Source organism: Nicoliella sp. ESL1120, from assembly GCF_058508515.1.
In genome coordinates, this window is record NZ_CP196384.1 from 46370 (window position 1) to 58327 (window position 11958).

17 protein-coding genes are annotated in these 11958 nt (G+C 37.4%); 7 read left to right on the forward strand and 10 right to left on the reverse strand.

Annotated elements, in window-relative coordinates:
* Positions 1-12: 12 nt before the first annotated feature.
* Both ACSYTE_RS07040 and ACSYTE_RS07045 read right to left on the reverse strand, forming a co-directional pair.
* Positions 13-342, reverse strand: coding sequence for a branched-chain amino acid transporter permease (locus ACSYTE_RS07040; RefSeq protein ID WP_491717352.1), 330 nt, complete (start codon positions 340-342; stop codon positions 13-15).
* Positions 339-1031: an AzlC family ABC transporter permease gene (locus ACSYTE_RS07045; RefSeq protein ID WP_491717353.1), complete on the reverse strand. Its 693-nt coding sequence runs from the start codon at positions 1029-1031 to the stop codon at positions 339-341. Before ACSYTE_RS07045 ends, ACSYTE_RS07040 begins: the two co-directional genes overlap by 4 nt.
* A gap of 99 nt (positions 1032-1130) precedes the next feature.
* On the opposite strand from ACSYTE_RS07045, the gene ACSYTE_RS07050 reads away from it, so the two are divergent.
* The 5 genes from ACSYTE_RS07050 to ACSYTE_RS07070 all read left to right on the forward strand — a co-directional run bounded on the left by ACSYTE_RS07050 (position 1131) and on the right by ACSYTE_RS07070 (position 6492).
* Positions 1131-2531: an aminotransferase-like domain-containing protein gene (locus ACSYTE_RS07050; protein ID WP_491717354.1), complete on the forward strand. Its 1401-nt coding sequence runs from the start codon at positions 1131-1133 to the stop codon at positions 2529-2531.
* Between the two features lie 106 nt (positions 2532-2637).
* Positions 2638-2847 (forward strand): helix-turn-helix transcriptional regulator, encoded by a 210-nt coding sequence (locus ACSYTE_RS07055; RefSeq protein WP_491717355.1) that lies wholly within the window; start codon positions 2638-2640, stop codon positions 2845-2847.
* The gene (locus ACSYTE_RS07060) at positions 2834-3382 is read left to right on the forward strand and encodes a DUF3278 domain-containing protein (RefSeq protein ID WP_491717356.1); all 549 of its coding nucleotides are present in this window, start codon (positions 2834-2836) and stop codon (positions 3380-3382) included. The genes ACSYTE_RS07055 and ACSYTE_RS07060 overlap by 14 nt, the downstream gene beginning before the upstream one ends.
* Before the next feature lie 161 nt (positions 3383-3543).
* Positions 3544-4518, forward strand: a complete 975-nt coding sequence (locus tag ACSYTE_RS07065) for an alpha/beta hydrolase fold domain-containing protein (protein WP_491717357.1) — start codon at positions 3544-3546, stop codon at positions 4516-4518.
* Positions 4519-4536: 18 nt separating this feature from the next.
* Positions 4537-6492 (forward strand): S53 family peptidase, encoded by a 1956-nt coding sequence (locus ACSYTE_RS07070; protein ID WP_491717358.1) that lies wholly within the window; start codon positions 4537-4539, stop codon positions 6490-6492.
* A gap of 60 nt (positions 6493-6552) precedes the next feature.
* Here the strand turns inward: ACSYTE_RS07070 and ACSYTE_RS07075 are convergent, their stop codons facing one another.
* From ACSYTE_RS07075 to ACSYTE_RS07085, 3 genes are all read right to left on the reverse strand, one after another.
* Positions 6553-7425, reverse strand: a complete 873-nt coding sequence (locus ACSYTE_RS07075; RefSeq protein ID WP_491717359.1) for a DMT family transporter — start codon at positions 7423-7425, stop codon at positions 6553-6555.
* A 142-nt stretch (positions 7426-7567) separates the two neighbouring features.
* Positions 7568-7858, reverse strand: coding sequence for a hypothetical protein (locus tag ACSYTE_RS07080; RefSeq protein WP_491717360.1), 291 nt, complete (start codon positions 7856-7858; stop codon positions 7568-7570).
* Entirely contained in the window at positions 7851-8948 is a 1098-nt protein-coding gene (locus tag ACSYTE_RS07085; protein ID WP_491717361.1) for a hypothetical protein, read from the reverse strand. Before ACSYTE_RS07085 ends, ACSYTE_RS07080 begins: the two co-directional genes overlap by 8 nt.
* Before the next feature lie 166 nt (positions 8949-9114).
* Between ACSYTE_RS07085 and ACSYTE_RS07090 the strand changes: the two genes are divergently transcribed.
* Positions 9115-9765, forward strand: a complete 651-nt coding sequence (locus tag ACSYTE_RS07090) for a hypothetical protein (RefSeq protein ID WP_491717362.1) — start codon at positions 9115-9117, stop codon at positions 9763-9765.
* Between the two features lie 72 nt (positions 9766-9837).
* On the opposite strand, the gene ACSYTE_RS07095 is transcribed toward ACSYTE_RS07090, so the two are convergent.
* The 5 genes from ACSYTE_RS07095 to ACSYTE_RS07115 form a co-directional block, all read right to left on the reverse strand.
* Positions 9838-10086 (reverse strand): hypothetical protein, encoded by a 249-nt coding sequence (locus tag ACSYTE_RS07095; protein WP_491717363.1) that lies wholly within the window; start codon positions 10084-10086, stop codon positions 9838-9840.
* 17 nt (positions 10087-10103) lie between these two features.
* Complete coding sequence (locus ACSYTE_RS07100; RefSeq protein WP_491717364.1) at positions 10104-10322, reverse strand: hypothetical protein; 219 nt, start codon at positions 10320-10322, stop codon at positions 10104-10106.
* 12 nt (positions 10323-10334) lie between these two features.
* Positions 10335-10577 (reverse strand): hypothetical protein, encoded by a 243-nt coding sequence (locus tag ACSYTE_RS07105; protein ID WP_491717365.1) that lies wholly within the window; start codon positions 10575-10577, stop codon positions 10335-10337.
* 9 nt (positions 10578-10586) lie between these two features.
* Positions 10587-10802, reverse strand: coding sequence for a hypothetical protein (locus ACSYTE_RS07110; RefSeq protein WP_491717366.1), 216 nt, complete (start codon positions 10800-10802; stop codon positions 10587-10589).
* 72 nt (positions 10803-10874) lie between these two features.
* Positions 10875-11117, reverse strand: a complete 243-nt coding sequence (locus tag ACSYTE_RS07115) for a hypothetical protein (RefSeq protein WP_491717367.1) — start codon at positions 11115-11117, stop codon at positions 10875-10877.
* A 246-nt stretch (positions 11118-11363) separates the two neighbouring features.
* Here ACSYTE_RS07115 and ACSYTE_RS07120 point away from each other — a divergent pair, with 246 nt between their 5' ends.
* A complete protein-coding gene (locus ACSYTE_RS07120) occupies positions 11364-11948 on the forward strand; it encodes a helix-turn-helix domain-containing protein (RefSeq protein WP_491717368.1) in 585 nt (194 codons plus the stop codon).
* Positions 11949-11958: the final 10 nt, after the last annotated feature.

Below are 11958 nucleotides of genomic sequence, written 5' to 3' on the forward strand. Positions count from 1 at the left end.
GATCTGATGATTTTAAAAATGCACAAAGTTGACCAATACAATATAGGTTGCCGTTCCCGCTAAGATTGAAATCATCATGTTCTTCTTCCAAAAGTGCAGCCCCAGCGTGACCGCCCCAGCAATGATGCCAAAGAGCGTCTCTTGGTTAACATTTATAATTTGATCCTTATAACAATAAATCACTAAGATTCCCAAAATGGCTGGAGGCAAATAATCACCCAGGTACTTTACGAACTTAGGGGTCGGTTTATTTTCGGGAAAGACGAAGAACGGCACGAACCGCGTCGCCATTGTGGTGATTGAGGCAATCGCGATTGTTAAAATTTGTTCAGTTAAGCTCATTTTGCCACCTCCCGTTTGTACTTCACCTGTAAGATAGACACCATTACAATTAAGCTAACCAATAAGAACCATTGGGATCCGAAGATAAATAGTGCGAAAAAGGTGACGACCAGTCCAGTAATGGTACTAAAATGACTCTTTTCGTTCATGAATTGATTAGCAAATAGGACCAAGAATAATGCAGTCATCACAAAGTCTAATCCGGGCAGCTTAATGGTGATCAAGCCACCTAAGACGCCCCCTAAAAAGGCACCAAAGACCCAGTACGCATAGTCTAGGAGGGTGACGTAGAACATAAATTCCTTATGGTCAATATTTTCTGGGACCTTAGTCGCATAGTTGATGGCAAAGGTTTCATCACACATTCCAAAGACCATGAAAATCTGTTTACGACCGGTCCCGCGGTACTTTTGTAACATTGAGATCGCATAGAACAGGTGGCGCGAATTGATGATGAACGTTAAAAAGAACACTAACCAGGGGTTGAATTTGCCCAATAGTAGGTTGGCAATCACAAATTCAACTGAGCCACCGAAAATAGTGGCAGCCATTAACGTTGGGTATAGAAAATTGAAGCCGCTTTGGTGCATGTAAATTCCGTATGTAGCGCCCAAAAAGATAAATCCCGCCATGATCGGGATCGTTTTTTGAAACGCAAATTGAAATGATTGATTTTTCAAGCTAATCACGTCCTTAATTATGTTTATATCCGATTATAAGAACATAAGTGAGTACAATCAATGCTATAATTGTACTCATTACAATTTTAATCGAAAGAAGCGAACGACATGTCGATCAATATTTTTACTGATTACCCGCTCAGTTGGCGTCCCGACCGTGCGCAATTGAAACGGCCCTACTATCAATCGCTAGTTATCCAGATGCAACAAGCCATTGATAACGAAACCCTACTACCAGATACTAAGCTGCCACCGCAACGTGAATTAGCAGACTTTTTAGACATTGGCTTTGCAACGGTGACCAGGGCCTATAAGTTGAGCCAACAGTTAGGGTTGACTTATGGAATGGTGGGCCGTGGTACCTATGTGGCTAAAAATGTGCGTGGCCTGCAAACCATTTCAAGAAACGATGCGCAAAACATCAAGGAATTAGGCTTTAACGCCTCCTTTGAGAACAACAACGGCCTTTTAAAATCAACAATTGAGGAAGTCGCCAATCAGAGCAACTTAATTGATTTATTGAACTATGAGGAACCGACGGGGATATTAAAGCATCGGTTGATTGCCAGCCACTATCTGGATCAAGTTGGGATGACGGTTAATAAGCAAAATACGATGGTTATTTCGGGTGGGCAAAACGGTCTAACCGTAATTTTAATGAGCCTCTTTAATAGTGGCGATAAGATTGCGGTGGATCAATTCACCTATGCGAACCTAATTGAGCTCGCTCGGATGCGGGGAATCGAGTTGATCCCAATTAATGGGGATGAAGCGGGGATGTCCGCCCAGTCATTAGCCCAACAATGTCGCAATAAAAATATTAGTGGTGTTTATTTAATGCCTGATTACAGTAACCCGACCACGATTACGATTTCTGAACAACGGCGGGGCGAATTGGCACACGTAATTGCAGCGCAAGGACTCATTTTGATTGAAGATGATTACCTAAACTTTTTAAATTTATACCGAACCAAACCGTTGACGAAGCTAAGTAACCTCGTCCCAAACCAAAGTGTTTACATCTGCAGCATGTCCAAATCGCTAGTTTCAGGATTACGGGTCGGCTTTATCCGAATGGCCAATCAATTTAAGCAACCGCTTGAAAATGCGATCTTCAACATCAATGTGAAGACGTCTGCTTTGGATGTTGAAATTGTGACTCGGGCGTTACAAAACGGGGTCGCTGGTAAAATTATGCAACGCAAACTGGATGCGGTTGTGAAAGCCAATACAATTTTTGATGAAGTGTTCGCAATTCCAAAAGTTGCCAATGACTACCGTTTCTTTAGGATCATTAAAGTTGATCGGGCGTTTTCTGGCAAGCAGATGGAAGAGACATTCCTGAAAAGTGGTATTCGACTGTTCCATTCTGATAAATTTTTGGTGGGGTCAGAAGAAAAGACGGCCTTTTTGCGGGTCTCGTTAACCTCTTTAGAAAGTGGAGAAGAACTGCACGCCACCTTAGTGAATTTAAAACGAATATTATTGATCAATGGGTTTATTAAATAGTGGGTATTGATATTCAAAATAATTTTAGAATTGACATATTAATTTTTTAATGTAATATATAAATTACATAAAGGAATATATATGTTACCTGAATGGAGTAATTGAAATGGATAATAGGGTAAAAATAACGCGAATGACCAGGGGGCTCCAGCAAAATGAATTGGCCAAAATGGTGGGGATCTCACGGCAGACGCTGAGTTTGATCGAAAAGGGGCAGTACAACCCGTCCTTGAAGCTATGTATTCACATTGCCAGGGCGTTGCAGACTGATCTGAATAGTTTATTTTGGGAGGAAAATAAGGATGAAGCAAAATAAGGAGTCACTGTACATGCGATTTTTAAAACAATTTTACGGGATTCAGGGGCCGCTCGATGAGTATCGGGAAAGTGCAATTAATAAAATCGGTAATCGGTCATTTTTGTTTTTATTTAGCTACCTAAGCCTTGAAACATTCATCACTAGTTTATTGATTTTTACGTTTGATGCGAAAGTGCTATTATGGATAATTCTAATTACTAACTTTTTAGTATTCTTGGGAATTTGTATGCATACGGCCCGCCAAGTATCCAAGTTAAGGTTAGATCTGGTCGAAGTGGATAGCAACGATGAATATCGGCATTTAATCCAAAAAGCAAAACGTCGGATAATCTTGTCAACGATTTTATTTTTCTTAGTGGGGCGGACGACATTTATTTTAATGGTTATTTTTGATCCATATAACCATCAGTCCATTTTCAGCTTAATTTGGGATCTAAGGAGCAATTTAAGCATGCTAGTTACTTCAATATCTGTCTCTCTTTCCATTTATTGGCTTCAAAAACGAAAAATTGATCGTGATAATCAAGAATAAAATGCTGATGAACAGCCATGCAATGATTCATTGCTTGTCAGAATATTGCAAACCGATGATCTTGGTTGGTTCAAAAAACTCCGAAGTGGGTTAAAATATAGGTAAACTTGATTGGGGATGTTGTAATCAGCATCCCCACTACATAATTGGAGCTGGTCGAATTGAAGCACATTAAAATCATAACTAGTAGCGCTTTAATCACTTTGGCCGCTGAAGAGTTAATTGCACGGCATCATTCACGGAGCTTTATGGCCCAAGTAGTTCGCCATTTTCTCCCCTTCATTCACGCAGTACCATCGATTCAAACGGCGGCTGATTATCAGCGTGCACTTCAGAAGAGTAAGCAACCTTATTTGCTACCAACGTTAATTCAAAAGACTTACCACGTTCATAATTATAATGGTGCTAGGGATGTTTTGGTGATCAATCCCAGTCGTCTTAGTAATCCCAACCAAGTCGTTTTTTATTTGCATGGTGGTGGTTATTTTGGGCAACCGTTTCCGCAACACTTTCAATTAGTTGATAAGTTGGCAAACCAACTAGGAAGTCGGGTAATTATGCCCATTTACCCGAAAGCACCTGCTCATGATGCGCTTGATACAGTGGCGATGGTGATGCGAACTTATCAACGGGTTCATAAAAGTGAATCAGCTCGAATCATTTTAGTTGGTGATTCTGCAGGTGGTGGTTTGGTGTTATCATTAATGCAACAACTGCGCGACCAACGCTTGCCACTACCTGAGCGGGCCGTTTTGTTATCGCCCTGGTTGGATGTTTCGAATACGAATCCCAAGATGCTTGCGGTTCAAACCTATGATCCAGTGTTGAACCTAGCGAACTTAACGCGACTCGGTCGTATCTATGCTAAATCGGTTGGGACTACTGATCCATTAGTTAGTCCCATCTATGGAAGTTTAGCTGATTTACCGCCCATTCTAACGATCACTGGCACTGCAGATATTTTGGCACCTGATGCTCTGAAATTACAGCACTTAGCTGATATCAATCATTGGGCGGTCTTTACGAATAGTTATCATGCAATGAATCACGACTTTATCTTATTCCCAATTCCAGAAGCTAAGCGCGCTTTGACAGAGATAACTGATTTTATAAAAGATGGTGAATTAAAATTTTAATGAATGGTGGAATGAATAATGAAGATTAAATATGGGCACCCTTTGCTGAAATTTTTATTTACCTTGTTAGTGGGCCTAACTATCGATAGTGTAAATGGGATCAATGTGAATGCTAGTAACGCTAATCCGATTTATCGAAATGTGAACCCCAATCAAGAACAAACGGTAACAATCGGCTTGAAAAATCACAATAATCAACAACTGGATCGGTTTATTTACCAAACCGTAGATCCCAAAAGTAAAAATTATCGCAAGTATTTAACCCCCCAACAATTTGGGCTTAAGTATGGTTTGTCTGATCGAAATGTGGCTGTGGTTGAGAAGTTCATGGCTAAGAATCACTTGAAAGCAGACACCTATCCAGGGCATTTATTAATGACGGTTACTGGAAAAACGAAGGATCTGGAGCGAACCTTTCATTTTAAGTTAAGACAAACAACGAATCAAAAGCATAATTATCAAATTGATTCTGGCACTGCCAGGGTAAAGCAATCAATTAGTAAATACGTTACGTTCATCGATCAGCTCGGTTTAAGGATCCCCATTACCGATAATAAGACTGATCCTAGTAAGCAAACGCTTAGTACGTTGGATAAAATAAAGGATTCAAACATCAGTGATCGTTCTTATAGGAAATTCGGTCGTGCTTATGATACTGGTTCATTATATGCAAAGGGGAGTTATGGTCAGAAGCAAACGATTGGAATTATTAGTGATAGTAATTTTAAAATGAGTGATGTTTCCGCATACCTCAAAAAACAAAGGGTTGATTCTGACAATGAACGGATCAAAAGAGTCTACGTTAATAAGCAACTGGCCAAAGATAAGGGCGATAGAATGGAAGTAACGATGGACGTTGAGCAAGCTAGTGCCATTGCTCCCAAGGCAAATATCAACGTCTATTTAGGAAACGATAATTACTCAGGATACTTTCTTACTTCGTATGCAACAGCCATTGCTAAGGATAATGTGGACGTGATTTCCAGTAGTTTTGGGCTGTTAGAAAACCAGTTGGCAAATAGTAGTCGGAAAATTAAGGGTGAAACTGACCTATTGGAAATGCTGTTAAAGCAAGCCGCTGCTCAAGGAATTACCGTATTTAACGCAGCGGGTGATAATGGTGCTTATGGATTTGCGATGGGCAGCAAAGAACGGGGCGTTTTTCTTCCTGCTTCTTCACCGTACGTTACTGCAGTTGGTGGGACGACATTACCATTTAAAAATGTTTCATTTTCGGATGCATTCGGTTTTACGCCCACTACAGGGAATCGATCAGTCTCATTAGCTCATGAATCAACTTGGAGCAATACGACTAGTTTGAGTTATTTATTTGGCGGGAAATTTGTTGCTGAACAGCTTCTTCAACATCTATTGTCAGCGGCTAAGACCGACAAAGAAAGACAAGCCATTGAAAAAGTGCTTGATGATGCATCAGATAGTAAAATTGATTCAACCTATCTTGCCAATGTTTTCCTTGGTGGCGGGGGTGGGTTTAGTGCCTACTTTAAGCGACCAGATTATCAAGTTGGCATCAGTGGTGTGGGGACTTATAACGCTAGACAATACATTGATATCACCAAGGGGGTATTAAATGCTAACTCGCAGTTAATAACGGGGCATGCAAGTGGCAGAAACGTGCCAGATATATCTGGAAATGCTGATGTTTTAACCGGTTATAATATTTATATTGACGGTAAGTATGATCCATCAGGGGATGGGACGAGCGTTGTTACTCCTCAAATGGCTGCAATGGCAGCGGTGATTAATAGTGCACAAAATAAACGGATGGGTTTTTGGAACCCGCAAATTTATCGGTTTGCTAAGACAGCGACATCACCGTTCACACCGCTGAATAGTACTGACGATAATAATCTTTACTATACTGGGCAACCAGGTAAAATTTACAATCAGGCTAGTGGTCTGGGGACGGTTAATTTTACTAAGTTAAACGCCACGTTCTCAAAAGCGAAATAAAATCATAACTGAATCTGTCATAATTAATATAAAACGCCCCTTATGACATAAACAGGTTAGTTAATCATTTCGAGCAAGTAGGATACTACCAATAATCATGAATATTAAAGCAAAAATAAAATTGGCAGTAATGTTTTCTTGGAATAATAGAAATGAAATTCCTACTGATATAAATGGAGCAATCGCATAGTATGCACTAGTTTTGGCAGCTCCAATGTATCGTTGGGCCATTATATATAAAATAATACTAATCCCATATGCAATAAAACCAAGGCAAAGGGCGATTAGAATGGTGGTTAGATTAGGGATTTTTTCCTTTAGTACTGGAACAAAGAAGAGACTCCCAATGCCTACCCCCATCCCCTTAGCAACTACGACTTGGAGTGGGTTTCGATCGGATAACACTTTGGTAAAATTATTTTCTAATCCCCAACAGATTGTTGCAATGATTGCTAGAATTGATCCTAACGATATACTAAGGTGTGCCGCATCATTGATACTTAACATGATGCTAGCGATGGTAATAATAAAAATTGCTAGTGCAGTGAGCTTACTAATTTGTTCTTTAAAAAATAGCAATGCAATTATTGCAGTAGCAACAATTTCAAAATTACCAAGCAGTGCGATATTGGAAGAAGAGGTTAATTGCACTCCAATATTCATCAAAATGCTAGCCGCAATGTTAAATCCAATCACTGCAATAACACTTGGAATATCAGAAATCATTAATCGAGATCCGAAGTCCATCTTGGTGGGCTTTAAAATTAAAAGTAAAATGAGTGTGCCAATTCCAGTTCCCAAGTATAAAAATGCTGATAAATATGCTGGTGGACAGTTTTGGATTATTAACTTAGCGATTGGCGGGTACAATGCATATAGTGATGCTGAGCCAATTGCATATGTGATTGCTTTAGAATTTTTAGTATTTTTCATTTGATTTATCCTAACTGTTTAGTAACTTGAGTTTATTTATATCCAATAGTCAATAAATATAACATTTATCGCAAAATATTTATTTAGTTAAAAATGGATACTCAAGGGTTTTGAAACGTCCTTGAGCATCCATTTCTTAATTTTATGCAATTTCCTTAATTTTTAAATGAATGTTAGCTTGACCACCGAAGTGAAATCCATATTGTTGAAAATCTACTAGCATTTCAGGAAGGGCCTTTTTAGTATTGAACCACCATTGAAGGCGGTATTGGATTCCTGGATATGTCCATTCGTTTTCTTGAAAAGTAACATGGATAAGGTTTTGATTGTCGGTGTGGTACACTACTTGGGATGTTTGATTCTTTAAATTTAGTTTTAAGATTAGGAATGGTAAGTCACCGATTGAAAAAGTGAGTTCAACGTTATCAGTCATTTTTAGATTCCCTTCTTTTAAATGATTGGCTGTTAGATATATCTTGATAAAGGGTTTTCAATTGGGGATGTTGAAGCATTTGTTTGAAAGTAATGATCTTCATTTTAGCAAAGTTTTTATATGGTACGTCTTCAGACTGAATTTGATCGTTTAGAGCTGCTAGATCAGCATTAACCGCTGCCATGTCAATTTGAAATGGTTTGAAGTGATGGTCATTTAAGAATTCAATTTCAAATCTCAGTGCGTCAATCGTTTTAGCTGTTCCACTGAGCATCGACGTCTCTTGTTGGATCATGTCCGATACGTTAGATTTTACTTGCATTTCATGAAACTCTGGATCATCATCAAAACTGTATTTAGCTTCGAAGCCAGGCGTCCAACTGGGTAATCTAGCACAACGACCATAGTCCATGTTCAACGGAATGGTTTGGTTAGTTTTGAAGTTTTGGATAACTGTAAAGTTGCCGGGGTTGCCGATCCGATCGGAATTGCCAGTTAATATATCAAATCCAGTCTCTTGAATTAAGAACTGCTTTGCAAGTGGTTCATCCATTCCCATTTTAACGAACTGTTTGGTCAAATTATCCAAGCGTGTCTGGGCATCTTGATCATAAATTTCATTCGCAAAATATTTTTGATCAACGAATCCATGTTGTTCATCATTTCTTATCCCTAAGTTCAATTCAAATTCATAATCGTTTTTGAGAAAGTTTTTGGAAAGAGTCCCGTGTTCCACCTGTTTACCGTTAGCAACGGGTTGATAACGATAGTCAACGAACCGTCCGTTATAAGGTTCAGGTTGAATGTGACGTGCCAAGCAGCTAACCATGGCCTCAGCGACGGCTGAATATTTATAGTCATATTGATCTTCCCAACTCCCATTTTGGTTCGGAGTCAGAGCATCTAATTTTAAGAATGGTTCTCGCGTGGGGGCATCTGGAAACTTAAGCGTGCCTTTCTTTTGCATCCCCGAAACGTGTTGTTTACCGAATTGAATGGGATCATCAATGATCAACAATTGATGGTTATTATCATCATAATGAGTCGTAATTGGCTTTAAGGTCGGATTGAGTTCAACCATGAAAAACATCCCTTCTAATTGATTATTGGTGGCTTAAAAAGTAAGTATAATTATATAATATAATAATTATATGGTTTTAGAAATTATAATACAATTTAAGCAATTCTGATTGACTTTTTTATAATTATATTATAAGTTTAATATGTATTAAAATTAATTTTGGAGTGATATACATATGAAATTTAAAAAGCATTTATCAGTATTGTTGGCTGTGACAGCATTAAGTGGCTTTTCTGCCCAAATGATTAGTTCGTTTAATCCAAATACCGTTCACGCTGCTAGTCAAAGTAGTAAATCCTTAGTTACTAAAGTTTCCTTAAAGTATGATAAGGCAATTCAGCTCAACCTTGCTACTTTTAGTGATGCTTATGATTACACAATTAAAGTTCCTAAAAATAATGATAATTTGTCTAGTTTAAGTCCAAAGTACCCTAATTCCTTTAAGGGCCTTAGTCAGGCTGCTGCTGGATTAGTAAAGAATCTTAATAAAACGATGGATAAATATGTTAAAGGCGACAAAAGTACCAAACCAAAGGAAGATTTTGTTGGCAGAAGTCAGGCGGTAGTTGGCTTGTCAAATGCTGTTGATGGTGCACATAGAGGGGCGTTACCATTAATTAAAAATAAAATTAATCAAAAGGATTATAAAAAGCTTCAATTAATTCATTCAAAAATTATTAAAGATTTTAGTAATAAGAAAATAGAAAAGGAAGTTTATGCTGCTGATAAACCTAGTAAAAAAAGATATGCGATTATTACTCGTGATTGGGAATTATCAAAATCATATCTAACTGAACTTTCAAAAGTGTTTGCGAAGCTAAAATAAAAAAAACAGGACCTGGTTTTAGACCACGTCCTGTTTTTTATTTGCATTCAAAAAATAGTTTACAGTTCATTATTAATCATCTGGTTCTTCTAAAATGTATTCATTTGGACCTAACTGCTTAACTTCAATGTTCCAAAGTGGAGTGAAAGTGACATCTGAACCACTAAACTCAATGATTAATTGCGGGTCATCATAAGCAGTGATCGTATCATCGGTGGGGATGGTAAGCATAAATAAGAGAGTATTATCCTGCTGATCATAAAAGTAAACCATCGAATCTTGGTAGTAAAAAGTTTGATTGTTAATCTTTACATTTTGCATTGCTTTTCTCCATATAACTAATCTAGCATTTCAATTAGATAATGATTTTCAGTTTCTTCAAAAATATTGATGAATTTTTCGGGATGAAAAGTTAATTTGCCATCGATAATATCAATCACTAATTGAGTTTCTGAATTATGAATGAATGCAATTCTTTCATTATTGAAATCTGCAAAACAGGTGGTTTGCTTTTCGTTATATTTAAATAAATAATTGTTAATTTGAGCTATTTTCATTTGTTATCCCTTTTACTTCAAGATGATTTGGTATTGCAAGGTGTTCATTCCAATTATTTGCACTTCGGCGTCAACCGCAGATTCTGTGGGAATCGAAAACGCTAGCTGTTCGTTCACTAATTCAACTTTTAAGATCACATCTGCATAATGATGATCTAAAAAAATAATTTTGCTTAAGTCTTTATTATTAACAATGTTTGCGCTGCGTGAATCAAATTTAATTTTAAACTTACCAATCGAGACTTCTTGCTCCATTCATTTCTCCTATTGATTTTTAATGATTTTATACTTTTTGGTTGCTAGTTTTTGGAATGAGACCCCATAACGGGGCTTTAAAATTAATTGATCATCCTTAACACTAATATGAATCATGACCTCGTTTTGAGTTTTGAAAAAAACCAGACTATTTTGGTCGATCATGAATTCTGGGGTCCCTGGTTCAAATTCAAATTGGTAGCCCTTAAATAAAATTGGTTGCATGTCTGATACCGATCCTTTAACTTTATTTTGAGCAAAAATTTAATTTAATTATACGGATTTCATTCAAAAATATCAAAAAATAGTCGTAATGGATGCGATCCAAAATAGTACCGCCAAGCTAAGGAACCAAATGTTATTGTTTCTCTTATCATAAACGAATCTGCCGTAGCAAAATGAACCAGTAAAAAAGAGGGTAAAGAACATAATATTGAACAATGTCGATTGAATTGATAATGAAATGATGGTGAATGGAATGATAATCATCGTTAAACTGATTACCGCAACGCCAAAGGAAAATGAATTTTTTCTACTCATGATAATCACCTCTATTTGAATTACTGATGGTTTGATAATTATCAATATAACTGAGTTGATTTGAATAGTAAATACTACATTAACCTTTCTTTACGAACTAAATACTAAATTAATTTTTATCAATTAAAAAAATAATTTCATCCATAAAGACTGTTATATCAACATGTCAATGATTCTTTGCTTGCTATCAATTTGAGTTTTAGTAATAATATCGTTAATAAGGAAATGACTTTAGGAGGAATCAGCATGAAATTTGGCGAACGACTGAAAAAGCAACGCATCGCAATGGGGTTAACCCAAGCGGATGTGGCGCAGCAATTTTCAATTACGCGGCAAACAGTTTCCAGTTGGGAAAATGAAAAGAGCTATCCAGATATTGATAGTTTGGTGAAATTGAGTGATTATTACCACGTTTCGTTGGATACGTTATTAAAAGAAGATACGGGGATGCGTGATTATTTGAAGAAGGCAGACGTCAAAATGGCGTTAAAACCGATTTTATGGGTGCTGCTCTTAATTGATTTCTTCTTTACGGCCGTAATGATTTGGAATCAATACTGGCCAATCAACAACGGCCACGTACTAAGGCTGATCATCATCATCATTTCAATGGCGGTCGTATTTGCCCTGGCTAGGCTTCGGAAGTTTTATAATTCACTATCAATTGAATCTAACAGGCCGTTTAGTAAGAAAATGCTAGCGGCAATTGTTATTTTAATGGTGAGCATGGGCATCTTTGGGTTGCTCAATGATGATTACTTTTTGATCGGGATAGCAAGTGGGGGCATTGGAATGGTGATTGCACTCGTTGTTGAATCAAAAAATAATTAACAATGGAAAC